Genomic DNA, 24096 nt, shown 5'->3' on the forward strand with positions numbered 1-24096 from the left:
TCACTCCTTAATCACGGCATCAATATAGATTTCGGGTTGCACGAGCGGTTCGATTGCCTGGGTAATGAACGGATGTATCGCTTCGGCACCAAACCCATAGGCGACGGCGACCGCGACAAGCAAGAACGTCGGCACGATGAGGCGGTTCATATACGGCACGAGCGGACCGTCATAGACTCGTTTCTCTTCTCCCCAAAATCCGTACAAGAAGATTTTGATGACCGAGAAGAGGACGAACAGACTCGACAGTAAAATGAGGAGCGGCCCGAACAGGCTGCCTTCCCCGACCCCGCCTTGAACGATCAACAGTTTCCCGAAGAATCCGCTAAGTGGCGGAATCCCGGCGAGCGACAACGCTGCGATGAAGAACGTCCAACCGAACAATGGGAAGCGGGTAATCAAACCGCCCATGTCGCGCAGTTGACCGGACTTGGTAATGCCGATCATCATCCCGACGAGCATGAACAAGGCGGCCTTGATCAACATGTCATGAATCAAATAGTAGAGCGCCCCTTCAAGCGACGTCTGCGTGTTGAGTGCGATTCCGTACAAGATGACGCCGACGGCGATCATGATGTTGTAGATGATGATCAACTTGACGTCGTTGTAGGCGATTGCCCCGATCATCCCGATGACGATCGTCAACACGGCAAGGATAATCAAGAAGTTCTGCATGAACGCACTTCCGCCATCAAACAGGAGCGTATACGTCCGTAAGATCGAGTAGACGCCGACTTTCGTCAACAGCGCCCCGAACATGGCGAGAATCGGTGTCGGCGCCACGACATACGAGCCCGGGAGCCAGTAATGAAGCGGCACGAGTGCCCCTTTCAAGCCGAAGACGATGACGAAGAACACACCGATGACGGTGATGACGCTTTGATTCCCCACGAGCGGAATCTTTTGCGCGAGGTCCGCCAAACTGAGCGTACCGACCGTCCCGTAAAGAAGCGCGACGGCCATGACGAACAGCGCCGAGGCGATGACGTTCACGAGCAAGTACTTAATCGACTCGCGTAACTGGACACCCTTCCCGCCGAGCACGATCAACACGTACGACGAGATGAGGAAGACTTCAAAGAAGACGAACAAGTTGAAAATATCGCCTGTCGTGAAGGCACCGTTCACCCCGACGAGGAGGAACAACATCGCGACGTAGACGTAGTTCGATTCATAGGCGTCTGAGAAGTAATGGGTCGCAAACCAGACGATGAAAAAGACGAGCAACGTCGACGTGGCGACGAGTAGTGCTGACAGCATGTCCGAGACGAGCGTGATTCCGAACGGTGCCGGCCAGTTCCCTAAGTTGACGGTCATGATGCCGTCTTGAGACACGGTGAAGATGAGCAGCACCGTCACTGCAAACGTTACAAGTAAAGCCCCGAGTGCCACTCCGCGTTGCAGACGAACTTGCTTCGGTGCGAAGAGAAGAAAGATGGCCGCAAGCGCCGGGATGACAATCGGAAAGATCGGTAAGTTAATCATTCGATTCCGTTCCTTTCATTTCCTCAATATTATCCGTGTTCAGTTCCTGGTAAGCCCGATACGCGAGCACGAGGAAGAACGCGGTCACCCCGAAGCTAATAACGATCGCCGTCAAGACGAGCGCTTGCGGGAGCGGGTCGGTATATTCCGTGACCCCATCGACGAGAACGGGTGCCGCTCCGGTTTTCAGTCCACCCATCGTCAAGACGAGCAAGTGGGCAGCGTGGCTGAGCAACCCGGTGCCGATGATGATGCGCAACAAACTCTTTGAGAGAATCATATAGACCGCGCTCATCGTCAGGACACCGATGATGATGCTAACGAAGATTTCCATTATTCACTCTCTCCAATCGTTTGAATGATCGTCATCGTCACACCGATGACCACAAGGTAAACGCCAAGGTCAAAGGCGATCGCCGTGTGAAGCGTCTGTTCGCCCAAGAGCGGCAAATCGAATTTGTCATAGGCGTGCGTCAGGAACGGACGGTCCCAAAAGATGCTATGGAGTGACGTCAGCATCGCGATGACGAGACCGAGCGCCGTCATCTTCCGATAGTCGAACGGGAGCACGTCAGCGAGCGTCTTCGAGTCAAAGGCGAGAAGCAAGAGGACGAGCGCCGCCGCTGTCATCAAACCACCGATGAAACCTCCGCCCGGCGAGTAGTGCCCGGCGAAGAACAAATTGATCGAGAACACGATGATGATGAAGAAGATGATCACCGCGGCCGTCTGTAAGATGACGTCATTGACTTGATCATTTTTTCGGTTCATGTTCGCGCGCTCCTTTCGTACGTACTGTCGTTCTAAATTTGATCATCGTGTAGATCCCAATGGCCGCGATGGCAAGGACGACGATCTCGAACAACGTATCAAAGCCACGGAAGTCGACAAGGACGACGTTGACCATGTTCTTCCCGGCTGCCAAGTCATAGACGTTTTCTTTATAATACTCGGAGATCGACGACAATGACCGGTTCGACAGCGCCATGAAGCTGAGGAGCGTCACCGTCACCCCGACGAAAATCGAGACGATCGCATTCTCGATTTTAAACTTAACACGCACTTCTTTCTTGCTGATCTCCGGCATATGGTAGAAGACGAGCAAGAACAAGGCGACCGATACCGTCTCGATGACGAGCTGCGTCAAGGCGAGGTCCGGGGCATTGAAGAAGACGAAGAACAACGCGACCGAGTAGCCGACGACACCGAGCAAGATGATCGACGGCAGACGCGAACGCATGAACAGAATCGCGAGCGATGCCAAGATGACGACCGCCCCGAGGACGTATTCATACGGTGCGACAGGTTCCATCTCGCCGAACGAGAAGTCGAACAAGTCGAAGCGATACATCGAGAACAACATCATGCCTGACAAGAACAAGAAGATGTACACCAAATACGAGCGGATGAAGCCCGTCATATAGTTGTCTTTAAAGCGGTACGCCGCTTTGTTCGACCAGACGAGCGTCCCGTCGTACATGCCATTGAGCGTCAAGCGATGCGGGATATGGTTGTAGATGCCCATCCACTTGTTGATTGTGAAGAACATGAGCGTCCCGAGCAGGATGACCCCAATCGTCATATAGAGTTCAGGTGTCAATCCATGCCAGAAGTAGATGTCGACCTTCACGTCCTGCCCGCTCGCGACGAGCGTCGGATAGATCGACTCGACGGCCGGCTTGATGAGCGAGTTCGACAACACGTTCGGTACGAAACCGAGAACGACGACGAGGATAGCGAGAATCGCTGGCGGGATGAGCATCCCGATCGGTGCCTCGTGCGGCTGTTTCGGTAACCGGTCGAACTGGGCTTTGCCCATGAACGTCCGGGTGAAGATAATCAAGCTGTAGATGAATGTGAACACGCTCGCGATGAACGCGACGACCGGGATCAAGATGCCGATCGTATCGAGCGCGAAGAAGTCCATCGAGAACACTTTCGTGGTTGCCTTCAAGAACATCTCTTTACTGAGGAAGCCGTTGAACGGCGGCAGCCCTGCCATCGACAACGAGCCGATGACGGCAATCGTGAACGTGATCGGCATGACGGTCATCAGACCGCCGAGCTTACGGATGTCACGCGTCCCCGTCTCGTGGTCGACGATTCCGACCATCATGAACAGCGACCCTTTGAACGTCGCATGGTTGATCAAGTGGAAGATTGCCGCGATTGTTGCGACCATATAGATGTTGTCATCCATGCCGTCATAATGTAGCGCCGCGGCCCCGAGGCCAAGAAGCGACATGATGAGACCTAGCTGACTGACGGTCGAGAAGGCGAGAATTCCCTTCAAATCGGTCTGTTTGACCGCGTTGAACGAACCCCAGAAGAGCGTGAACGTCCCGACCGAGGCAATGATCCATAGCCAGAGTGACGACTCCTGGAACACCGGGCTCATCCGCGCGACGAGATAGAGACCGGCCTTGACCATCGTCGCCGAGTGGAGGTACGCACTGACCGGGGTCGGTGCCTCCATCGCATCCGGCAACCAGATGTGGAACGGGAATTGCGCTGACTTCGTGAAGGCGCCGAGCAAGATGAGAATCATCGCCGCGATAAAGAACGGGCTATCGGCGATGAGTGCCTGATTGGCGACCATGTCACGGATGCTGAATGAGCCGACGATCGACTCGAGGATCACAATCCCCCCTAGCATCGACAAGCCCCCGAACACGGTGATGAGCATCGACTTACGTGCCCCGTAGCGTGAGCGTTCTTTCTCGTACCAATACCCGATCAACAGGAACGACGAAATCGATGTGAGTTCCCAGAACATGTACATGACGACCATGTTATCCGAGAGGACGACACCGAGCATCGCACCCATGAACAAGAGCAAGTACACATAAAAATGACCGAGCGACTCTTTGTCTTTATTCAAATAGTAAATCGAATAGAGGACGACGAGCGCCCCAATCCCTGTAATGAGGAGGGCAAACAATAGTCCGAGCCCGTCCACGTAGGCCGTGAAGTTGATGCCGAGCGATGGCATCCATTCGACCGTCTCCGTCACGACGTCCCCCGCGCTCGTGATTCCGATGAAGCGGAAGAAGTACACGAACAGGACGACCGGAACGATTAACACGAACCAACCCGTATGGATTCGCTTCAGCGCCCGGAACAAGAACGGGATGAACGGTGCCGCGAGAAGCGGCAATAAGATAGCTAAATGTAACACCGACAAGAAAATTCCTCCTTCGAACAGAGTCTTACAAGCGATGGGCCAATTATTAAGGTCACTTGACGCCATCATGTCTTCCTCATGAGTATAGCGTAAATTTTCAGTCTGTTTCCATGATAAAACCTTCCCGCTTTTCAGAGCCTCGTCAAAAAATACCGGACTGTTAAATATGAAGAGAGTCGACAAAAAGCGACGAAAAAAAATTCTGATCAAGCGTCGTATGTATCCGTTTTCAGATGGTGCTTTTTCCGGATTCCCCGTTAAATCCGGACCGAACCTTAAGCGTTGTTATTCCATGCGAAACGACTAAACTCCTTCTTCCCTAACGAGCCCAACAAAAAACAGCCGACCAGTTCCCCGGTCGGCTGTACGCATTATTTTGCTGTCGCGATAAACTCTTTGAGTGCTTCTTTTGGTTGGAAGCCCATTGTTTTCGAAACAGGTTGTCCGTCTTTGAACATCATGAGTGTTGGGATACTTTGGATTTGGAAAGCACCCGCTACTTCTGGGTTCTCGTCAACGTCAAGTTTCACGATTTGGACTTGGTCGCCCATCTCTTGGTCAAGCTCTTCGAGTACCGGTGCGATCATGCGGCACGGTCCACACCAAGCTGCCCAGAAATCGACGAGGACGACGCCCTCTTTTACTTCTTGTTCGAATGTTTGAGTCGTTGCGTGTTTAATAGCCATTTGGTAAATACCTCCCCAGTAAGATGTGAGAGCCGATTAAGAACTCTCATGCATTTCATGTTCAGAGTATACCACGGAGGGTACGTTTCCCCAAACATTCTGCATATCAGCTATTGACGAGGTGTTTGCGGAACTCTTCCGTCAAGAGCGGGACGACGTCGAACAAGTCACCGACAATGCCGTAGTCGGCCACGGTGAAGATGTTCGCTTCCGGGTCTTTGTTGATGGCGACGATGACTTTGGCGTTGCTCATCCCGGCCAAGTGTTGGATCGCCCCAGAGATGCCGCAGGCAATATACAAGTCCGGCGTGACGACTTTCCCGGTCTGCCCGATTTGAAGCGCATAGTCACAGTAGTCGGCGTCACATGCTCCACGTGAAGCACCGACGGCCCCGCCGAGCAATTCCGCGAGCTCTTCGAGCGGCTTGAAGCCGTCCTCGCTCTTGACGCCGCGCCCACCGGCGACGATGACTTTCGCTTCCGTCAAATCGACTTTCCCCGTCGCCTTGCGGACGACTTCTTTGACGATCATGGCGAGGTCCTTGAGCTCCACGCTCGGTGTCTCGACCGACACACTCGCTCCAGCCGTACGCGGAAGAGCGTCGATGTTGTTCGGACGGATCGTGAAGAGCATGACCGAGTCTTTGAATTTCACTTTCTCGAACGCTTTCCCTGAATAGATCGGGCGGACGAACTCGGCGTCTTTGCCAGATCCTTCAATCGAGACGACGTCACTGATGAGACCGGCGTCCAGACGAGCCGCTAGTTTCGGTGCGATATCTTTCCCGAGCGCCGTATGGCCGAGCACGATCATGTCCGGCGACTCCTGGTCGATGACTTGGCGGAGCACTTGTCCGTAACCGTCTGGCGTATAGTGTTTGAGACGCTCGTCTTCGATGACGAGGACGCGTCCCGCGCCGTATTCCCCGAGTTCATTGGCGAGTGCTTTGACATCATCCCCGATGACGACCGCCGTCACGTCGTCCGTCAGTTGCTTCGCCGCGGCGATGGCTTCGAATGATACGTTCCGTAACGCGCCTTCACGCGCTTCTGCGAGTACTAGAGCTTTCATCTATGTGTCCCCCTTAAATGACTTTTGCTTCCGTGCGAAGTAATTGAACGAGCTCGCTCACTTGTGACGACGTATCCCCTTCAAGGATGCGTCCCGCTTTCTTCTCTTCCGGCAAGAACCGTTCAATCGTCTCGATCTTCGCTTCGATCTCGTCTTCATCGAGGTCGATGTCCGACAGTTCGAGTTCTTCGAGCGGCTTCTTCTTCGCCTTCATGATGCCTGGAAGACTCGGGTAGCGCGGTTCGTTCAACCCTTGTTGCGCCGTCACGAGGAGCGGGAGCGGCACTTCGATCACTTCGGTGTCCCCTTCGACGTCACGTGTGACCGTCGCCATCGTGCCATCGATTTTGAGTTCCGTGATCGTCGTCACGTAGTTCATGTCCAACAGTTCTGCGACGCGTGGCGCGACTTGGCCGCTGCCGCCGTCGATGGCGACGTTCCCGGCGAAGACGAGGTCAGGCGCTTGTTCCTTCAAGTACGTGGCGAGCACTTTTGAGATCGTCACGTGATCGGCGTCCTCGACGTCATCTTCGATTGAGATACGGACCGCTTTGTCCGCACCCATCGCGAGCGCCGTGCGAAGTTCTTTGTCCGCGTCTTCTGGACCGACCGTCACGACCGTGACTTCTCCCCCGAGATCGTCACGCTTGCGAATGGCCTCCTCGACCGCATACTCATCGTACGGGTTAATGATGAACTCAGCGCCGTCTTCTTGAATTTCCCCATTCTCGAGCTGAATCGCTTCTTCTGTATCGAACGTACGCTTCAGCAATACAAAAATATTCATCGTAGTTCCCCCTTTAAGTTGTTCGCACCATCATTCATGAATCTCCATTCATTTTTTGAGCTAGCGAGAGGGCTTACGGTTAAGCAAGCCCTTTTTTTAACATATGGTGTACTTTCGGTAACGTCGACATCAAATCATATTTGAAGCCGCTCGCCATCCAGCTCGTGACCACTTCATCGATCGTGCCGAAGATCATCTGCCGGGCGAGGCGATAGTCAAGTTCTTGGTCGAACTCGCCGGTGTCGACCCCGTGCTGCACGACCGCATCGATCAAGTTCAAGTACGGCTTCAACACTTCGCTAATCTTTTGACGAAGCGCCAAGTTCGACTGCCGAAGCTCGATTTGCGTCACGACGGCGAGGTCGTAATCGGCCGACAGTTGCTTCAAGTGCGACTCGATCAACTGATAGAGTTTGTCGCCGGCCGTCGTCTCCTGCTCGATCTGTTGCTTCGAGTAGTCGATGAACAAGCCCATCTTCGTTTGGAACAATTCAATCAACAGATGCTCCTTGTTTTTGAAGTACAGATAAATCGTTCCGTCGGCGACGCCCGCCTCTTTGGCGATGGCCGTCACCTTTGCACCGTGATAGCCATGATCCGCAATCACTTTCACTGCCGCATCGATAATGCGGTCACTTTTTGATCCATTCTTTGTCATAAACACCCAAGCTCCTTACCGCTGCAGAAAAATGAATGATGGTTCATTCATTTATTATTCTATCATGTGACACGGTTGTGTCAACTGCTTTGTTTCACTTGTTTCGCCTTCTCTTCGTCGACGAGGACACGACGTAAAATCTTACCGACGAACGTCTTCGGCAACTCTTCCCGGAACTCATACAGCTTCGGCACTTTATACGCCGCGAGCTTCTCGCGACAGTGCTTGTCGAGCTCTTCTTCCGTCACGCTGGCGCCGTCACGCGTCACGATGAACGCCTTGACCGTCTCACCGCGATACGGGTCCGGTACGCCGATACAGACCGCTTCCTTGACGGCCGGATGTTCGTATAGCACTTCTTCGATCTCACGCGGATAGACGTTGAAGCCTCCGGCGATGATCATGTCCTTCTTCCGGTCGACGATATAGAAGAACCCGTCCTCGCCCATATAGCCGAGGTCACCGGTCGCGAGCCATCCATCCTTCAAGACGGCAGCCGTCTCTTCCGGCTTCTGCCAATATCCTTTCATGACTTGCGGGCCATGAAGCATGACTTCACCGATCTCGCCGACATCCGCCGGCGTCTCCCCGTCTGCCTTTACAATTTTAGCAGATGTGTCCGACAACGGCACGCCGATCGAGCCGACGATCCGTTTATCCCATAGGAAGTTCGCGTGCGTGACCGGTGATGTCTCCGATAACCCGTACCCTTCGACGATGCGACCGCCCGTGATGCTCTCGAACTGCTCCTGCACCTCGACCGGGAGCGGCGCCGATCCGGAGATACACGCCTCGATTGACGACAGGTCATATTTTTTCAATTTCGGGTCGTTGAGGATGCCGACATACATCGTCGGTGCACCTGGGAAGAAGTGTGGCTTCTTCTTGTGGATCGTCTTCAAGACGTCAGTGACGTCAAAGCGCGGGACGAGGACGAGCTCATATCCGTTCGCCATCCCGAAGTTCAGACAGCATGTCATCCCGTAGACGTGGAAGAACGGCACGACGCTCAAGACACGCTTTAGGTCGCCTCGATTATATCTATAGAAGAAGTTCGAGATTTGGTCGACGTTCGCCGTCAAGTTGAAGTGGGTCAGCATGACGCCTTTTGGCAAACCTGTCGTTCCGCCGGTATATTGCAAGACAGCGACATCCTCTTTCGGATCGATCGCGATCGGGGTAATCGGCCCGAAGTTCTTATAATCTTTGAATGCGACCGAACCTGTCGTATCGATGACGATGTTGTTCTCACGTTTCACTTTGATCGGGTACAGCTTGTTCTTCGGGAACGGAAGATAGTCGGCGATGCTCGTCGTGATGATCGTCTTGATGTCCGTCTTCTGTTTCACACGAAGCGATTTCGGATAGAGGAGGTCGAGCGTGATGAGGATGTTCGCACCTGAGTCGGTGATCAAATTCTCGAGCTCATGCTCGGTGTAGAGCGGGTTCGTCTGGACGACCGTTCCACCAGCGTACAAGACAGCGTAGAATGAAATGACGTATTGCGGACAGTTCGGGAGCATCAGGCTGACGCGGTCCCCTTTTTGCAGGCCTTTCGATTGGAGCATCGTCGCGAGTCGCTTCGCCGCGTCATCGACCTCGGCGAACGTCAACTCTTTGCCGATGAAAGAGACGGCGGTCCGGTCCGGATAATCGGTAGCGGCCCGGGATAGCGCCTCATAGAGCGGCTTCACCTCGTAATCAATCGTTTCTGGCATGTCAGCTGGATAATCTTGCAACCACGGTTTGTTCATCGATTCTCCTCCTTGGAATGAATAGTCATTCAGTTAACTCTATTATAATGCCAAGAAAACGCTTTCATCTACCCTTTACCCGATAATTTTCAGAAAATATCGAAAAAACGTGCGCGGATGAAAGTTTCCGCACACGTTCAGATTCTCTTGAAATAGGCTTCGGTCTGCTCTTGGTTGCTGATTTTCTCGTCCAAGTGATCCTTTAACTCTTTTTCCCACTTGATCGTCGAGAAGTCGATGTCGAGCCACGCCTCCATCTCCGGGCGCGAGAACGAATATGTCCGGTTCGGGAAAGCGAAGCGGACAATCTCCGTGTTTTGCACGAGTGTGAAGTACGTCGCCGCATTCCGAATCGCGAGCCGCTCCTGTTCGATCCGTTCAATCTCAGGATCACTGTAACGAATCGTCAGCCCGTAAGGACGTTTTTTCGTCTGCAGCTCGATCGACTTGTAGCAGTCGTGCATCGGCAACGTCTGGGCGATGCCGGCGACGGCGCTGTTGTCCCCGACGTAAGACCCTTTGTATTGGAAAGCGTTCGATTGTTCGGTGTCCCCGCATCCAGCGAGCACGATGAGCAAGACGACGAGCAGACTGAGCCGTTTCATGAAAATCCTCCTATCAAGATTTTAGTTTCAAGTTCAAGCGATAGAGCAGGCGTTTCGCAAGTAAATGAGCGAGGAAACCGCCGATGACAAAACCGACAACGTAAAGGATGCTGTTCGTCGGGTACGAGAGGTTGGCCAGAATGATCCCGCCGAGCATGGCGAAACAGACGACCATGATCACGTGGACAAGCCAAAGCCAGTTCGTGAACATGAAGAAGCGGCCGTTGTTCTCTTGTGGGGCCCGGTTGAACATCCATAAGCCGAGAACGAACGAGAGGATGATAAAGCTGATGGCGCTAAGCATCGCCACCGTCATAAAGTCTTCCCACACCGTATTGTCCGTGAACATGTTGAACGTATCGACGTTAAATACGTTCGCAAGCGGTGAAATCACTCGCAAGAACACACTTTCCATAGCCCGTTCGAACAGACCGTAGACGCCCGACGTATTTTGAGCGACCGCGTAAATCGAACCTTGAATCAACAGGATGATGCCGACAGGGAACAATAAGGCGACGACCGACCAGAGCACTTGCGAGACAGCCTCCCCGCCGAATGAACCCATCCATAACGCCAACGAGAAAACGGCAATCCCGGTCAACAACATAAACCCAACAAGCCCCGCGACTTGTAACGTGTATCCGTCCATCAAAAAAGAATAGCGTGATGAGTGGATCACCCAAAGCATGAGCGGTCCGCCAAGGAGAGACGAGACAATGATCCCGCTCGTCCCAATCAACCACTTCGATATGTATAGCTGGTTGCGGTTGAACGGGAGGGACATCGCAAAGTCAGACATTTGGCTATTGCGTTCACTTCCAATCAAGACGGATGCCATCAAGAAGCCGAAGATGATGTAGAGGAAGATGACGCCACCATACGGGATCAGTGTCTGTAAGTCACCAATAAAGTAGCTGTACTGCGGGCTAAACAACTCTTCAACCGACGGATTGGTTACATTGTCGCCATACCATTCGGCAAACTCCTCGGGATTCGCTTGAATTTCACGAACTTGTTCATCGAATGATTGCATCTGTGTCCACACTGGAAGCGTGTAGGCGACGATTCCAAGGAAGACGAGCAACATCCATAACAACGACACTTGTTTCCAGTCTTTCTTTAACAACACTTTAAAAGACACTTGCCTCACCTCCTAATTGGACCCGGAAGATGTCTTCGAGAGACATCGGAATCTCTTCGACGAGCATCGGATCATGCGCATCGACGAACGTATCGAGTTCTTTCGTCCGTTCTTTCGCCATGAACAAGGCGACCCGGCCTGTGACGTTGATGATTTCGATATCTTTCCGTTCAAGCAGTTCGACCGGTACTTGGTCGTTGAAGACGACTTGCAGTTTGACGCTCGTCTCACGCGCCTCCTCGAGCGACATGATCGCTTTGACGCGGCCTTTCTCGATCATGATGATGCGGTCGGCGATTCGTTCGAGCTCGTGCAACTGGTGGCTCGAGACGATAATCGAACAGTTGCGCGCCTCGACTTGGGCGATCATCAGCTTCAAGACGTCGGATTTAGCGACGACGTCGAGTCCGTCCGTCGGTTCATCGAGCAGATAATACTTCGCTTGGACGGCGAACGCGAGCGACAGCGTCACCATCGCCTTCTGCCCTTTCGAGAGCTGGCGAATCTTCTTGTTGTCGATGTTATATCGTGTGAGCGTCTCTCTAAAGGTTGAACGGTTGAACGTCGGATAAATCGATTCGTAGAGCGCTGCCGCCTCGTTGACTGTGTAATGCTTGAGCGCGTCGGCCGAATCCGGGACGAAGATGACGTCACGCTTTAACTCTGCTTTTTCAAAGATGCTCGATGGACCGTAGCGGACGTCGCCCGTGTCCGGTCGGATGATGCCGACCATCGTCCGGAGGAGCGTCGTCTTGCCGGCCCCGTTCCGTCCGACGAGGGCGATGATTTCCCCGGCGCCGACGGTGAAATCGATATCATCTAGCACTTGCTGTCGATCGATTTTCTTACTCAGTTGCTGGACTGTCAGCATGGTTCTCCCCTACTTTCTTATACTCTGTCTCAAATAGCGTCAGCGCTTCAGTGAGCGCGATGTTCGCGTAATGGCAATCGATGGCGAGCTTCTTGATCGCCTCAAGGATTGGGGCGCGCGGTGAGTCCTGGTCGATCCAGTCCTCGGAGACGAACGTCCCCCGCCCGCGATGCATCTCGAGCAATCCGAGCCGCTCGAGTTCCTGATACGCCTTACTGACCGTGTTCGGATTGATGACGAGGTCGGTCGCAAGTTCGCGCACCGACATGACTTTGTCGCCCGGCCGTAAAATCCCGCGGATGACGAGTGCCTTCGTCTGATTTACGATTTGTTCATACAAAGGTTCCGCGCTTTTCATATCAATTTTATATAACATGGGTCACACCCTCTCTTGTGTACGTGGTATAAGTGTATTATATGTATTAGTACACATAAATACAATAGTTCTTAAAGGGCACTTTCAGTTTACAGGCATTTGGGAATAAATTGAATACGACTTTGGACCGAGGTAGTACACTTCCATTTCAGGTACATTGGTAGAGAGGTGAATCAAAAATGAGAAAACGATGGTTAGTCGCAACCGCTGTCGCCGTGACCGCGCTTGGCACGACATGGTCGACTTACGCAAAACAAGACGAGGAAGAACGATACGAGTCCTATATTGAAGATACATATGGAGAAGACGTCGAGGTCACGCTCAAGCGCGACTGGAAGATGGGCGGCTATGCGGCCGAATTCACCCTGACCGATCCGATACTCGAAGGTGACTATTGGGCTGAGACGTATCAGACTGATCAAACAATCCATGACAACGTGCTCGAACATGTCTGGCAGCAAGAAGCCGAAGACACGTTCAAGGAGCGTCTCGAGCAACTCGACTTGTTGACGGAGGCGGAAACGGTCCGCGCGAGTGTACCGACCGGTGTGGATGAGGATGTTGCGACGACCGTACGCCCTACCCCGACGTCCGTCTTCGACGTCGAGTCAAAAGAGTTCTTGGACGTGTCCATCATGTTCCACGAGAAGTGGTCCAACACCGATGCGCAGAAACAACGGATGCTCGGCGTGATACGAGCCTTGGAAGATGACGTCTACTCGATTCATTTCTCATTCGACGGGACACCGTATGAGGATGACGACTTCAAAGAACGCTACATGAATGTCTCACACGACTCGTTCCCCGGCGAACCGGCGATGCATGAAATTCAGACAATCGAGGACTTGAATCGCCATGATCGACTGTATGGCTTCGACGAGACGACGTTCATCCATGACTACCACTTCGATGGCACCAACTATGAAGACTGAGGACCATTCGCACGAGCGGATGGTTTTTTTGTGAGCATTCTCCTTTACAGCACGGCGTGAATGTTTTACATTTGACGAGTCAACAATTGACTTATCAAATGAGAGGGGTGAGACACCACAGATGGAATTACGAGACATCAGCCGACTGCTGTACCAAATCAAACTGGCGGACCAACGCGTCGCGACCTCGTTCGAGAAAGAGACGGGCTTCAGCCTGACCCGCTACGAAATGCTCATGATTGTGCATGACAAGGGCGTCTGTTCGCAAAGCGAGATTCAGCAAGCGATGAAAATCGACAATGCGGCCATCACCCGCCATTTGAAGATCCTTGAAGAAAAAGGCTACGTCCGCCGGGAACGGAACACCGCGAACCATCGTGAAGTGTTCGTCCATTTGACCGACGAAGCCAAACATGACTTGACGAGCTGTGAACAAGACCACGACCGCGGCAAGCATTTGATTACGAGAGTGCTGTCCGAGTCAGAAATCAATCAGCTGTCGAGTCTGCTGCAAAAGCTTAACCAACTATAACAAGAGAGAAAGAGGTAATATCCATGGCAACTACATTCGAAAACAACACATTCACTGACGTGATGCTCGGTCGCAAATCGATCCGCGTCTACGACGAGAACGTCAAAATCTCACAACTTGAAATGCTTCAAATGATCGAGGAAGCGACAACAGCCCCTTCTTCAGTCAACATGCAACCGTGGCGCTTCGTCGTCGTCGAGAGCCCAGAGGCGAAAGAGGCGCTCAAGCCGCTCATCCGCTTCAACGTCCGTCAAAACGACACGTCGGCTGCGATGGTCCTCATCTTCGGCGACATGGAATGCTACGAGCTCGGTGAAGAGATTTACGATCAAGCTGTCGCGGAAGGTAAAATGCCGCAAGAAGTGCGCGACCAACAGCTCGGCGCCATCCTCCCGTACTACAAGAACTTGTCGACACAAGAGATGAACGACATCGTCAAAATCGACTCGAGCCTCGCTGCGATGCAATTCATGCTCGTCGCCCGTGCCCACGGTTACGACACGAACCCAATCGGCGGTTTCGAGAAAGACCAACTCGCGGAAGCGTTCGGTTTAGATAAAGACCGTTACGTGCCGGTCATGATCCTCTCGGTCGGTAAAGCTGCAGAAGAAGGCTACCAATCGGTACGCCTCGACGCTGAAAAAATCACATCATTCAAATAATCGGAGGACACCTACATGATCTTAATCAATGCTATTTTCGACGTGAAAGAAACAGAATTTGAAAACTTCTTGGCAGACATCAATAAGCTCATCGACTCGTCGAAACAAGAAGCCGGTTGCTTGAGCTATGAACTGTTCCAATCGACGACTTCGGAGAACCGCTTCGTCATGATCGAGAACTGGGCCGACCAAGCGGCCGTCGAACAACACAACCAAAACCCGGACCTCATCGCGTTCGCTCAAAACGTAGGCAACTACGTGACGGCGAAACCGGTGCTCCATGTGACGGAAGTCGCGACGGCCAACTAACATGTCCGGCCTCACCCTCGTCATCGGAACACTCGTCGCCATCGAGTTCTTCTACATTATGTATTTAGAGACGTTCGCCACGCGTTCGAAAACGACGGCCCGTGTCTTCAACATGACGGAACAAGAGCTTGCGCGTGATTCTGTGTCGGTGCTGTTCAAGAACCAAGGCGTCTATAACGGGTTGATTGGCGTCGGCTTGCTGTACGGTCTGTTCGTCAGCCAGTCAATCGAGATCGTCACGATGCTTCTCATCTATATCGTGCTCGTCGCGTTGTACGGCAGTATCACGAGCAACAAAAAGATTATCCTCACGCAAGGCGGATTGGCGATTTTGACGCTGTTGTCCATGTTGTGGTGAGCTTGAAGCGGTCGACCTCGTGTCGGCCGTTTTTTTGTACGCGGCGTGCGGTATACTGAAAAGTGAGGTGATATTCGATGACATACACATGCCCTTGTTGCGGCTATCAAACACTTAACGAAGAACCACCCGGCACGTATGACATTTGCGGCATCTGTTTCTGGGAAGACGACGGAGTCCAGTTCAATGACCCGGACTACGAAGGTGGCGCTAACACAGTGTCGCTCAGGCAAGCGCAACAGAACTACATTCATTTTAGCGCATGCGATCGAGGTTCGCTCAAATTTGTTCGTACTCCGAACGAGCACGACATCAAAGACCCAAAGTGGCGACCGTTAACAACAAAATAAGCATACAAAAAACCGCTTCTACGCATTTGTAGAAGCGGCTGTTTGTTATACGCCGAGAATCGCGAACGAGACTCCGACGACACCGATGAGCGCCATGGCGTAAACTGGTACACGCGGCATTTCACCGTTGTTATCGAGCGCCTTCCCGAACATGTAGAACACGATCGGATGGACGAGGAATGGCATCGAGAAGATGAGCGGGATGAGAAGCGACGCTTCCGTCCCGAACATGCCGCCCTGCACGGCTGCGAAGAGACCAAAGTGCGAGATGGCTGACGATTGAGCCATCGTCGTGTAGTCGAACGCGATCGTGCTGAACGTGAGAAGGACGAGTCCACCGAAGACCGCCATCATCTGCCAACCGAACGAGAACTGCATGAGCGCCTTCACTTCTTTGAAGTCTTCGCCGTTGGCACCGCGCAAGTTTTTGAGCGAGAGCGCCGTCAACGTGAGACCGACCAAGACGATGATCGCCGTCGGCCAAATCCAGAGCGCCCCGTTGTCGGCACTGACTGCCAAAATCGAGAACACGAAGATGTGACCGAAGAACGGGATGTTGATCATGATCGGGGCACGTTTCGCGGCCACTTGACCGAAGTCACCAGCCGTACATGCGCCTGTGAGACCACTGTGCGAGAGCGAGCCGGCCATACCTGGTGCGAGGTTGCGGATGTGTCCTGTGCGGGCGAACCACATGAGGAGCGCAATCCCACCGAACATCCAGAACAACTGACCGAAGAAACCGTACACGAGAATCGAGTTCATGCCTTCGATGGCGAACGCATCACCGATTCGCGAGCCACCGACCATGAAGTTGGCGGCCAAGACGACCGGGATTCCGGCGAACAGAAGCGCACGGACGGTCGGTCCATACGTCCAGTTGTGGAAGATGGCACCGAGTGCTGACGAAAGCAACATGGCGAAGAAGATTTGCGGCAGCGCGATAATCGGTTGAACCGCCACGGCGATGCCGTACGACACGAACAAGATGACGAGCATCAAGACTGTCTCGATGACGCCTTTACGCATGTATACCTTCTTATCGTCGATTTGAGCCTTGTGGTCGATCAAGAGGAACGATGCCGCGAGACCGATCAACGCGAGGATTGGGTAGTAGAGCATGATGCCCTCTGCCGCGCCCGGTTGAATCATCATGCGGAAGAACCCTTCGAGACCGACGAGCAAGAAGAATGAACGGAGGATGAAGATGAACTGTGTCCGTCCTGTTCCGAGGAACATCTCTTCTTTCGATGGCACGACGATGTCCTTCATGTCGAGCTCTTGTTTGCTTAAGATCTTGCGAAGTTCTTGTCCACCGACGAAGAACGACACGACGAGCGCGATGATCGTCGTCCGTGATAGGAAGTCGACGAGCGGGAACTCAGGGAGACCCGGTGTCGCGATGCCCATCTCGACCATGGCGAAGCCAAGTCCGAGACCGAAGATGACGATGACGAGGATTGGTGAGAACCGTGAACCGGCCACGACCATCCGCGATAAAATGACCATCGGGATGACGAAGGCCATGAGCAACCAGAATTGGTTGAGTAATTGTACTTGCGATAATTGCTGAACGATTTCCATGGATAAACCCCTTATACATTTTTTTCACACTGTTTCGAAGTTTACAGGATTGAACATTCTGTGACAAGGGGGTGTGATGTTTTGTAAACATTGAAAGCGGAACCAACTGAAATGGTTCCGCTTTCGGTTAATTATTCGTTTGGCGCAGGCCCCAGATGCCTTTATTTCCTGTGGAATAAAACAAGTCTTCTTTCCCCGCGAAGCTGGCCGAGTCGCTCGAATGGGCCCGAATCTGTTTATTAACGTGAGCCTTCCAATCTTTATACCGATCGAGTTCAAGTTGGTAGTATGACCGCTCGATGTATGCGTTGATTTCTTTCAATGACGCCGTCCCCCCGTGATGCTGGAGGGCGAATTGGATTTTGCGAAGTAGTGCGCGTTTCAAGTTAAAGACTCCTTTCCCAATCATTCTGAAGCTTTCCGACTGAAGTAGTGATGCAGTCGGACTTCAACGATTTGACTGACCCATTCGTAAACCAAAGGATGAGCATACACTTCATTATGCTCGATATGTAATGACTCCTCTGATACGAAGAATGGTCCTTTAGCTATTTTATCAAATGGCATCCGCAACAGTAACTTTTCAATCTTTTGCTGATGGAACGGTGATTGGAAGTCTTTCGTCTGTCCGTCAATCTGCTGACGATATGAGAATGCATTAATAAACTCATAGAATGGACGAGCCGCCTCGCTCGCTGGTAGTGGCTGAAGCCATCCATCACTCCCACGACTTAACATGATGGATAACACAATCATCTTATAGCTCTTCGTCATGTCTGTGTATTCCACTTCAAGCAACAGCGACTTCACCTCTTCAAACAGGTGACTCTCTTCATCATCCAGCTCCCCCACCCGATTGAGGAACCCGTAATACCCTCCGTCTTTCTTCCATTCAGAACGATAGGCATCTATCGAGTATTCACCTCGCTGGATCAACTCTAGGTAACTCGGACGTCTTCCAAGTTCTTCTTTCACCATGAAGTAGTTACGCTCCAACTGTTGTCGCCGTGTCGAAGAACGGGTGACCATTCGCTTCAATAAATCGATGGCATGTAAATCAAATTCGATGGTACATTCGCCTGGTAAATCCACATCTGTAGGAAGAGCTTTGACAATCGGTTGTCGCTTCGTCGTCAACAACGCCAACTTCTTATCGATGTTCTTATAGTTCCCAATCAAGTCGATGATGGTGCAATGCGTCTTGCCGCTCAATAGACGTAATCCACGACCAATCTGTTGGGTGAAGACCGTCAACGATTCGGTCGGGCGGCAGAACAATAACGTATCGATTTCCGAGATATCGACACCTTCATTGAATAAGTTCACCGCGAATATAATATCGAGATGTCCTTGTTTCAATTGACGCATCACATCTCCACGGTCATATTCGGTCTTGCTATGTAAAGCTACGGCTTGAACACCTTGCAGGCGGAAATAGTCGGCTAAATATTCAGCTTGAGTGACCGATGAACAGAAACCGAGCGCTCGCGTCTGATGATGCGTCCGCCAGGCCTCAAAGATTTTTTGAGCGACACTTTCCTTCAACTGCTCCGCCAATAGTTCGTCTTGATCATAGCGACGACCGTTGATCAATCGAATCTGCGAATAATCGATCTCATCATAAATTCCAACGTAATGGAACGGTGTCAAATACGACTCTTCAATCGCTTCAGTGAAGTGCATCTGATACGCGACATTGTCATCACACAAGGCGTAGACGTCGCCCCCGTCCAATCGATCGGGCGTCGCCGTCAATCCGAGCAAGAATTTCGGCTCGAAGTAATCAAGGACACGCCGATAGGATGGCGCAGCCGAATGGTGGAATTCGTCGACGACAATCAAATCGAACTGATCTGGTGTGAACTGTTGCATCCGATGTTTCGAGGCCAATGTTTGAATCGAAGCGAATAATACGTCGGCTGATTTCTCATCTCTCGAGTCACCTCCGAGCAATAATCCCGTCTTCCATTCGGTCGAGACTTTCTTATAGGATGCCTCAGCTTGAAGCAGAATCTCTTTTTGATGAGCAATGAAGAGCACTCGTTTGAACTGGCGGGCGAAGAAGGCGCTCAAGTACGTCTTTCCTAGTCCGGTAGCGAGCACGAGCATCGCTTTGCGTCTGCCCTCGTCCATCGTCTCGCGTAACGCCTTCAAAGCAGCGTCTTGTACGGTGTTCGGTGTGATTGTATCGTCCTCGATATAGACCGGGGCGGGCGCTGCGATTTGCTCAGCTTCCTTCATCCGATCTTGTCTGGCCATATACTCTTCTCGATAAGGCTGTAACGAGACGGCGTTCATGATTTGCGCATAGTCACTATAAAAGAGCTCATGAAACGCATCGACCGACTGTTCGAACACGTCCTCCGAGATGCTCGCCGGTATCTCGACGTTCCATTCGACACCTCGATTCAAGGCGCTATGCGACAGATTGGACGAGCCGACAAAGAACGTCCCTCCATCTTGTGTGCGGAACAAATACGCTTTCGGGTGGAATGACTGGCCGTTCGATCGATAGAGCCGTAGCTCCACGCCTTGAATGTTCATTAACATCTCAAGCGCGTCCGGGTTCGTCAAATAGAGATAATCTCCAATCAGAATGCGGACTTGGGCACCACGATTGACTGCTTGTTGAAGTGAAGCGGCAAGTTCTTGAACACCCGATACTTGCGCAAACGCGACGACCATATAGATTTCAGTCGCCGCGTCGATTTGATGTTGTAATGGAATTCGTAAGTGACTCGTATGAAGACGTAACTCACTCATGTTCAAGGACCTCTTCCAAAAAGAGACCTTTTTCAAAACCGCCCCGCTTCTCACGCTTCTCCTCACGGATGCGATTCAATTCCTCAAAACTCGCACCATGCATTTTTCCAAGCGTATAGACGAGTTCCAAAATGTCAGCAAGTTCTTCCAGTGATTCTTCATCGATGTTCGTCTCTTCGTACTCTTTAATTTCTTCATAGAGTTTCAAGCGAGCCTGTTCAAAATGCTCAGCTTGATTAAGGTGTTTGACGACAGGAATTTGACCTGCTTCGTGGATGATTTCAGGAATCCGGTCGCGGATTAGTTTGTTATACTTTTTCATTGTTAACCGCCCTTTCAAAAAAGTGAATGCACTATTTAATCATTCCTTCTATAATTAAAGTATACATTTTTTCACTTCTAACTTTTTAATAATACCTATATCAGGGGGAATCATCTTGGACTACAAAAATATAATTCAGACGACTATAACAGAGGTCTATCCAAATTATTTTATTAAGTTGTTATTAAAGACTCTTGAAGAAAAGGGTGCAATCAGTTATAAAGTAGATTTGTTATCTGAAGACTCTTATGTTTTTTCAAACGAAGACGAAACTCCCTATCATCCCAGATACGATTCTATAGAATTACTAACTGCATTAGATAATAAAAGCTCAGAAGTAATATCGACTATCCAAGAAAAAGAATATGATTCTCCATATAGTTATTCAGTTTTATTTGAGATTAAAGAAGATTGGGTTGAAAATTTGTATCTTGCGCTTCAAGAGAAATTAATTATTTCAATTGAATCTGATGAATATAATCTTGATAGGCTGGCAAGTAGTATAAATGAATGTACTCCTTCGTACAAAACCAACTCTGACTTGCATTTTTTAAAATTCCCTTTAAAACTTGTAGGATATTTGCCTCAAGAGAATGACAACAAGCGCGAAATTAGTTATCCAATAATTTGTATATTAAACACCTCTACAAATATGATTGAAATTAGATTTGAAAAGGTAAAGGGATATATTAGCAATGGAGATAGCGGTTTTTATGTAAAAAAAATTGAAGAAGTTAAACACAAATTAGAGACTTTACTAGGGGTTGAATTACTAGCAATCAACTTATCTTCAATTGTAAAGTATATTAAAGAAACATTGAACGATTCCGAAGAAAATGAAGTCGCAGTGTCGGCCCAAGCGCTAGAATATCATACAGGATCTAAAGCTATATTAGACACTGGAAATAATGACAATATGATATTACCGTTTATAGGGAATTTGAAAGATATTTTAAAAAATCATGAAGAACTTTTTAACGCTAATGACGAAACACAACAAATTCAAGAAATGTTAGAAGAAATCATTTTAGAAGCTGAGTACCTATCTGATCATCCTTGGATTACTTTAGCCTGGAAAAATGAAGTGAAAAGCAAAATCGTTAAAGTTAAATTCCTTTTTAACTATCACGGTCAAGATTTCAGCGTTTTACAATATTATGGCAATAATGCCGATTCGGAGAGGATGTCCTATGTTACACAATTCATTTTTGATAACAAGCAAAAACTTGACGGTCAAACTGAATAGCCAACAGAAAACAGCTCTCGCCCGATTGTTTAGTTACTTTCAACCAAATCACTACGTATATCCAGGTGTTTTAATCCGAGAACTCAATATTGATATGAAAGCAGCGTATGAAATTTTAGATTTACTTAAAAAATCAGGATATTTAAAAGAATATTATGAAATTTACTGTCCTTACGAATCTAAATCTATTGGAAAGATTTATGATAACCTACTAGATTTACTCGGAGACGATTTAAATCAGGATTGTCCAGAGTGTGGTCAAAGTATAAATATCCAAGAAAATAATATCTTAATCTATAAAGTGATTAAAAAGGTAAATATTTCTTATGGTGAATAGTAATGGATTTAACGCCCTAGACTTAATATTTGAACAATGTAATAAAGAAGCTTCTAACTTCCAAAAAAATTTAATATTAAACGAAGGTACTAAATCCAGACTCAATGTATTGATTGATACAATTGAAGAAGGGAAATTTAAGACTGAAAAAGATAAGGGCGATAGTCTTGAATCTCTAACTCGCGAAACTTTGAATGGTTTAAAATTTTTTGAAGCTTTTCCAAACATTCATACCTCAACGAATGAAATTGACTTTTTATGCAAACTAAATACCTCAGGTGCAATCGCAAAAAGCAAAGGCTATTTTAATTTTGAAGATGAGTTTTTAATAGAATGTAAAAATTACGCTGGTAAAGTAGACGTTACTTTCGTAGGTAAATTTGCTTATTTGCTTTTAAGCCAGAGTAAAAAGTTAGGTATTTTAGTATCAAAAAATGGAGTAACTGGTTCGAAGTGGTCAAATGCATACGGATGGATTAAAAAACTATATTTAAAGCACGATGTACTAATTGTTAGCTTTACTTTAGACGATTTTAAAGAATTAATTGAGGGTAAATCTTTTTTTGAAATAATTGAAATAAAAAAAATGGATATAATTAATGACACTGATATTAACTCCTATCTACAAAAGCACCCTGCTGTAGATACAGACTCCGATTTAGAAGCAGAATAGTGGATTCTTAAAATTAATTCTTCACTATTCTGCTCGCTTTATCGAATCCCCTAATATATTATTCATTAATATTCGCATCTTCATACTCTTTTAATTCTTCATACAGCTTCAGTCGTGCTTGTTCGAAATGTTCGGCTTGATTCAAGTGCTTGACGATGACCTGCTTCCCTTCTGCTTGAATCAGTTCAGGCACACGGTCTCGAACCAACTTGTTATGCTTCACCATAGCTGCCCCCTACTCTACAATCTCAAACGCCTTCACATACACGACATGGTCGAGGAAAATGATCCATTCATCCTCGAACTGGACGAATCCGTCCGTCGCATGACGGAACGATTGATAAATCGATTCGAGCGCCGCATAGCGACTCTCCGCTTCCACCACTTGCGTCAACACCTCATCATTGATCATATGGAATTCAATTTCATACGATTTCATGTCGTCTCCTCCGTTACACTCATGATGTCCTTCTACCGCTCGTCACCGTCTGACAGACATATTTCCGTCTCCTTGTTTATACACTCGCTTGCAAAATCCCGAAATCTTTCTCAGTCATGTTCGGAATTTCTTGTTTCATCTCTTTGATACTCGCTACAAGTTCCTCATCAGAGAGATCAATGCTTTCTTCAAGTGCTGTCAGTAGTCTATTTCCCATTTGATGCATGGATGAATACGTGATCCAACCTGAAATCACACCTCCAGCGATAGGAATCACTTTCGAAATCCCTTGCGCGAAAGATTTTCTCGTCATCTTCAATCCGATATAACTTCCCATCTTTTTAAGAATCGGATAATAAATCGTCTGCATCATTGCTCGATTCGGAATTTTCTTTAATGCTTGTTTGGATAATTGCGAAGACAATACTTTAATGGTGGCCGTCGCTCCGCCGACACCAAACATGACACCGAGAAACAAAATCAATTCTCCGCTCACTCGATTGACATCTAGGCCATTCTCACTCCAAAAATCTTCATATCCATAGATATAACCAATTTCTTGAGCCACTCGAAGCGCTACACCAAAGAATTGAGCCGTGTCCGCTGGAACAGTGGCCGCTATGACCACCCCACCAGGTAACCCCGCTGCAAACGAAGCCGATGAACTTTTCATCGTTCGATTCAAGATGGTCTTCTTTGCGACTCGTCGAATCAATTTTTTTGAAACGTTTGATTGAACCGGTCCTTTTTCAAGGATGTCTGCTAATTGTCTCGCGGTCACGTGCTTACTAAAACTTTTTGCTAAAAACTCTGTTCGATCTACTTTCACACCTGGCAATTTCACGACATTAATCACTAACTGTTCGAAAAACTTTGCCCCGTGTATTTTGCAATACAAATGTGCACAATAATGCAACGAAAAGTACAGAACTTTGCCAGCTGGGTTTTAGTGTTTCGACAACGCATGCGT

At 49.5% G+C, this 24096-nt stretch carries 29 protein-coding genes; 9 read left to right on the top strand and 20 right to left on the bottom strand.

What is annotated here, in order from left to right; genetic code table 11:
* The 13 genes from KNP78_RS04230 to KNP78_RS04290 all read right to left on the bottom strand — a co-directional run bounded on the left by KNP78_RS04230 (position 1) and on the right by KNP78_RS04290 (position 12619).
* On the bottom strand, positions 1-1485 hold the full coding sequence (locus KNP78_RS04230) for a Na+/H+ antiporter subunit D (RefSeq protein ID WP_214797124.1): 1485 nt from the start codon (positions 1483-1485) through the stop codon (positions 1-3).
* Positions 1478-1819 (bottom strand): Na(+)/H(+) antiporter subunit C, encoded by a 342-nt coding sequence (locus KNP78_RS04235; protein ID WP_021066825.1) that lies wholly within the window; start codon positions 1817-1819, stop codon positions 1478-1480. Before KNP78_RS04235 ends, KNP78_RS04230 begins: the two co-directional genes overlap by 8 nt.
* Positions 1819-2256, bottom strand: a complete 438-nt coding sequence (locus KNP78_RS04240) for a Na(+)/H(+) antiporter subunit B (protein WP_034776773.1) — start codon at positions 2254-2256, stop codon at positions 1819-1821. Before KNP78_RS04240 ends, KNP78_RS04235 begins: the two co-directional genes overlap by 1 nt.
* A complete protein-coding gene (locus KNP78_RS04245; protein WP_034776771.1) occupies positions 2240-4669 on the bottom strand; it encodes a Na+/H+ antiporter subunit A in 2430 nt (809 codons plus the stop codon). The genes KNP78_RS04240 and KNP78_RS04245 overlap by 17 nt, the downstream gene beginning before the upstream one ends.
* A 371-nt stretch (positions 4670-5040) precedes the next feature.
* Complete coding sequence (gene trxA / locus KNP78_RS04250) at positions 5041-5355, bottom strand: thioredoxin (RefSeq protein ID WP_034776769.1); 315 nt, start codon at positions 5353-5355, stop codon at positions 5041-5043.
* Positions 5356-5461: 106 nt separating this feature from the next.
* On the bottom strand, positions 5462-6427 hold the full coding sequence (locus KNP78_RS04255; RefSeq protein ID WP_214823313.1) for an electron transfer flavoprotein subunit alpha/FixB family protein: 966 nt from the start codon (positions 6425-6427) through the stop codon (positions 5462-5464).
* Between the two features lie 13 nt (positions 6428-6440).
* Complete coding sequence (locus KNP78_RS04260) at positions 6441-7214, bottom strand: electron transfer flavoprotein subunit beta/FixA family protein (protein WP_214752493.1); 774 nt, start codon at positions 7212-7214, stop codon at positions 6441-6443.
* A gap of 79 nt (positions 7215-7293) precedes the next feature.
* A complete protein-coding gene (locus KNP78_RS04265) occupies positions 7294-7872 on the bottom strand; it encodes a fatty acid metabolism transcriptional regulator FadR (RefSeq protein WP_034776763.1) in 579 nt (192 codons plus the stop codon).
* Between the two features lie 80 nt (positions 7873-7952).
* The gene (locus KNP78_RS04270) at positions 7953-9626 is read right to left on the bottom strand and encodes an AMP-binding protein (protein ID WP_214752491.1); all 1674 of its coding nucleotides are present in this window, start codon (positions 9624-9626) and stop codon (positions 7953-7955) included.
* A 137-nt stretch (positions 9627-9763) separates the two neighbouring features.
* Positions 9764-10231 carry a DUF4825 domain-containing protein gene (locus tag KNP78_RS04275; protein WP_214823314.1) on the bottom strand — a complete coding sequence of 156 codons (468 nt, stop codon included), beginning with the start codon at positions 10229-10231 and terminating at the stop codon, positions 9764-9766.
* Between the two features lie 13 nt (positions 10232-10244).
* Positions 10245-11372, bottom strand: coding sequence for an ABC transporter permease subunit (locus tag KNP78_RS04280; protein ID WP_214823315.1), 1128 nt, complete (start codon positions 11370-11372; stop codon positions 10245-10247).
* Positions 11362-12243, bottom strand: coding sequence for an ABC transporter ATP-binding protein (locus KNP78_RS04285; RefSeq protein ID WP_214752485.1), 882 nt, complete (start codon positions 12241-12243; stop codon positions 11362-11364). Before KNP78_RS04285 ends, KNP78_RS04280 begins: the two co-directional genes overlap by 11 nt.
* Positions 12218-12619 carry a GntR family transcriptional regulator gene (locus tag KNP78_RS04290; protein WP_034776753.1) on the bottom strand — a complete coding sequence of 134 codons (402 nt, stop codon included), beginning with the start codon at positions 12617-12619 and terminating at the stop codon, positions 12218-12220. Before KNP78_RS04290 ends, KNP78_RS04285 begins: the two co-directional genes overlap by 26 nt.
* Positions 12620-12798: 179 nt before the next feature.
* On the opposite strand from KNP78_RS04290, the gene KNP78_RS04295 reads away from it, so the two are divergent.
* The 6 genes from KNP78_RS04295 (at position 12799) to KNP78_RS04320 (ending at position 15762) form a co-directional block, all read left to right on the top strand.
* Complete coding sequence (locus tag KNP78_RS04295; RefSeq protein WP_214823316.1) at positions 12799-13551, top strand: hypothetical protein; 753 nt, start codon at positions 12799-12801, stop codon at positions 13549-13551.
* A gap of 121 nt (positions 13552-13672) precedes the next feature.
* On the top strand, positions 13673-14083 hold the full coding sequence (locus tag KNP78_RS04300; protein ID WP_138859783.1) for a MarR family winged helix-turn-helix transcriptional regulator: 411 nt from the start codon (positions 13673-13675) through the stop codon (positions 14081-14083).
* 23 nt (positions 14084-14106) lie between these two features.
* Positions 14107-14745, top strand: a complete 639-nt coding sequence (locus KNP78_RS04305; RefSeq protein WP_034776748.1) for a nitroreductase family protein — start codon at positions 14107-14109, stop codon at positions 14743-14745.
* Positions 14746-14760: 15 nt separating this feature from the next.
* Positions 14761-15054 carry a putative quinol monooxygenase gene (locus tag KNP78_RS04310; protein ID WP_214752481.1) on the top strand — a complete coding sequence of 98 codons (294 nt, stop codon included), beginning with the start codon at positions 14761-14763 and terminating at the stop codon, positions 15052-15054.
* Position 15055: 1 nt separating this feature from the next.
* Complete coding sequence (locus KNP78_RS04315) at positions 15056-15412, top strand: DUF1304 domain-containing protein (RefSeq protein ID WP_214823317.1); 357 nt, start codon at positions 15056-15058, stop codon at positions 15410-15412.
* Between the two features lie 77 nt (positions 15413-15489).
* A complete protein-coding gene (locus KNP78_RS04320) occupies positions 15490-15762 on the top strand; it encodes a CPCC family cysteine-rich protein (protein WP_214823318.1) in 273 nt (90 codons plus the stop codon).
* 45 nt (positions 15763-15807) lie between these two features.
* Here the strand turns inward: KNP78_RS04320 and KNP78_RS04325 are convergent, their stop codons facing one another.
* The 4 genes from KNP78_RS04325 to KNP78_RS04340 all read right to left on the bottom strand — a co-directional run bounded on the left by KNP78_RS04325 (position 15808) and on the right by KNP78_RS04340 (position 20431).
* Positions 15808-17346, bottom strand: a complete 1539-nt coding sequence (locus tag KNP78_RS04325; protein WP_034776740.1) for a hypothetical protein — start codon at positions 17344-17346, stop codon at positions 15808-15810.
* Between the two features lie 127 nt (positions 17347-17473).
* Positions 17474-17731, bottom strand: coding sequence for a hypothetical protein (locus KNP78_RS04330; RefSeq protein ID WP_214823319.1), 258 nt, complete (start codon positions 17729-17731; stop codon positions 17474-17476).
* Between the two features lie 20 nt (positions 17732-17751).
* A complete protein-coding gene (locus KNP78_RS04335) occupies positions 17752-20109 on the bottom strand; it encodes a DEAD/DEAH box helicase family protein (RefSeq protein ID WP_214823320.1) in 2358 nt (785 codons plus the stop codon).
* Complete coding sequence (locus KNP78_RS04340) at positions 20102-20431, bottom strand: nucleoside triphosphate pyrophosphohydrolase (protein ID WP_214823321.1); 330 nt, start codon at positions 20429-20431, stop codon at positions 20102-20104. The genes KNP78_RS04335 and KNP78_RS04340 overlap by 8 nt, the downstream gene beginning before the upstream one ends.
* Positions 20432-20546: 115 nt before the next feature.
* Between KNP78_RS04340 and KNP78_RS04345 the strand changes: the two genes are divergently transcribed.
* Genes KNP78_RS04345 through KNP78_RS04355 form a run of 3 tightly spaced genes read left to right on the top strand, consistent with a single transcriptional unit; the run spans position 20547 to position 22687 of the window.
* Positions 20547-21677, top strand: a complete 1131-nt coding sequence (locus KNP78_RS04345; protein ID WP_214823322.1) for a hypothetical protein — start codon at positions 20547-20549, stop codon at positions 21675-21677.
* Entirely contained in the window at positions 21658-22014 is a 357-nt protein-coding gene (locus tag KNP78_RS04350) for a hypothetical protein (protein ID WP_214823323.1), read from the top strand. The genes KNP78_RS04345 and KNP78_RS04350 overlap by 20 nt, the downstream gene beginning before the upstream one ends.
* A complete protein-coding gene (locus KNP78_RS04355; RefSeq protein ID WP_214823324.1) occupies positions 22004-22687 on the top strand; it encodes a hypothetical protein in 684 nt (227 codons plus the stop codon). The genes KNP78_RS04350 and KNP78_RS04355 overlap by 11 nt, the downstream gene beginning before the upstream one ends.
* 58 nt (positions 22688-22745) lie before the next feature.
* On the opposite strand, the gene KNP78_RS04360 is transcribed toward KNP78_RS04355, so the two are convergent.
* From KNP78_RS04360 to KNP78_RS04370, 3 genes are all read right to left on the bottom strand, one after another.
* Entirely contained in the window at positions 22746-22913 is a 168-nt protein-coding gene (locus KNP78_RS04360) for a nucleoside triphosphate pyrophosphohydrolase family protein (protein WP_251128438.1), read from the bottom strand.
* A 9-nt stretch (positions 22914-22922) separates the two neighbouring features.
* Positions 22923-23126 carry a hypothetical protein gene (locus tag KNP78_RS04365; protein WP_034776722.1) on the bottom strand — a complete coding sequence of 68 codons (204 nt, stop codon included), beginning with the start codon at positions 23124-23126 and terminating at the stop codon, positions 22923-22925.
* Between the two features lie 76 nt (positions 23127-23202).
* Positions 23203-23970, bottom strand: a complete 768-nt coding sequence (locus KNP78_RS04370) for a bacteriochlorophyll 4-vinyl reductase (protein ID WP_371819175.1) — start codon at positions 23968-23970, stop codon at positions 23203-23205.
* Between the last annotated feature and the right edge of the window lie 126 nt (positions 23971-24096).

The organism is Exiguobacterium sp. s28, from assembly GCF_018618135.1.
Classification (GTDB): Bacteria; Bacillota; Bacilli; order Exiguobacteriales; family Exiguobacteriaceae; genus Exiguobacterium; species Exiguobacterium mexicanum_A.

Excerpts from the sequence above, each read along its gene's own strand:
- KNP78_RS04230 (WP_214797124.1), bottom strand. The coding sequence starts at position 1,485 with ATGATTAACTTACCGATCTTTCCGATTGTCATCCCGGCGCTTGCGGCC.
- KNP78_RS04235 (WP_021066825.1), bottom strand. The coding sequence starts at position 1,819 with ATGGAAATCTTCGTTAGCATCATCATCGGTGTCCTGACGATGAGCGCG.
- KNP78_RS04240 (WP_034776773.1), bottom strand. The coding sequence starts at position 2,256 with ATGAACCGAAAAAATGATCAAGTCAATGACGTCATCTTACAGACGGCC.
- trxA (WP_034776769.1), bottom strand. The coding sequence starts at position 5,355 with ATGGCTATTAAACACGCAACGACTCAAACATTCGAACAAGAAGTAAAA.
- KNP78_RS04255 (WP_214823313.1), bottom strand. The coding sequence starts at position 6,427 with ATGAAAGCTCTAGTACTCGCAGAAGCGCGTGAAGGCGCGTTACGGAAC.
- KNP78_RS04260 (WP_214752493.1), bottom strand. The coding sequence starts at position 7,214 with ATGAATATTTTTGTATTGCTGAAGCGTACGTTCGATACAGAAGAAGCG.
- KNP78_RS04265 (WP_034776763.1), bottom strand. The coding sequence starts at position 7,872 with ATGACAAAGAATGGATCAAAAAGTGACCGCATTATCGATGCGGCAGTG.
- KNP78_RS04270 (WP_214752491.1), bottom strand. The coding sequence starts at position 9,626 with ATGAACAAACCGTGGTTGCAAGATTATCCAGCTGACATGCCAGAAACG.
- KNP78_RS04275 (WP_214823314.1), bottom strand. The coding sequence starts at position 10,231 with ATGAAACGGCTCAGTCTGCTCGTCGTCTTGCTCATCGTGCTCGCTGGA.
- KNP78_RS04285 (WP_214752485.1), bottom strand. The coding sequence starts at position 12,243 with ATGCTGACAGTCCAGCAACTGAGTAAGAAAATCGATCGACAGCAAGTG.
- KNP78_RS04290 (WP_034776753.1), bottom strand. The coding sequence starts at position 12,619 with ATGTTATATAAAATTGATATGAAAAGCGCGGAACCTTTGTATGAACAA.
- KNP78_RS04295 (WP_214823316.1), top strand. The coding sequence starts at position 12,799 with ATGAGAAAACGATGGTTAGTCGCAACCGCTGTCGCCGTGACCGCGCTT.
- KNP78_RS04300 (WP_138859783.1), top strand. The coding sequence starts at position 13,673 with ATGGAATTACGAGACATCAGCCGACTGCTGTACCAAATCAAACTGGCG.
- KNP78_RS04305 (WP_034776748.1), top strand. The coding sequence starts at position 14,107 with ATGGCAACTACATTCGAAAACAACACATTCACTGACGTGATGCTCGGT.
- KNP78_RS04310 (WP_214752481.1), top strand. The coding sequence starts at position 14,761 with ATGATCTTAATCAATGCTATTTTCGACGTGAAAGAAACAGAATTTGAA.
- KNP78_RS04315 (WP_214823317.1), top strand. The coding sequence starts at position 15,056 with ATGTCCGGCCTCACCCTCGTCATCGGAACACTCGTCGCCATCGAGTTC.
- KNP78_RS04320 (WP_214823318.1), top strand. The coding sequence starts at position 15,490 with ATGACATACACATGCCCTTGTTGCGGCTATCAAACACTTAACGAAGAA.
- KNP78_RS04325 (WP_034776740.1), bottom strand. The coding sequence starts at position 17,346 with ATGGAAATCGTTCAGCAATTATCGCAAGTACAATTACTCAACCAATTC.
- KNP78_RS04335 (WP_214823320.1), bottom strand. The coding sequence starts at position 20,109 with ATGAGTGAGTTACGTCTTCATACGAGTCACTTACGAATTCCATTACAA.
- KNP78_RS04340 (WP_214823321.1), bottom strand. The coding sequence starts at position 20,431 with ATGAAAAAGTATAACAAACTAATCCGCGACCGGATTCCTGAAATCATC.
- KNP78_RS04355 (WP_214823324.1), top strand. The coding sequence starts at position 22,004 with ATGGTGAATAGTAATGGATTTAACGCCCTAGACTTAATATTTGAACAA.
- KNP78_RS04360 (WP_251128438.1), bottom strand. The coding sequence starts at position 22,913 with ATGGTGAAGCATAACAAGTTGGTTCGAGACCGTGTGCCTGAACTGATT.
- KNP78_RS04365 (WP_034776722.1), bottom strand. The coding sequence starts at position 23,126 with ATGAAATCGTATGAAATTGAATTCCATATGATCAATGATGAGGTGTTG.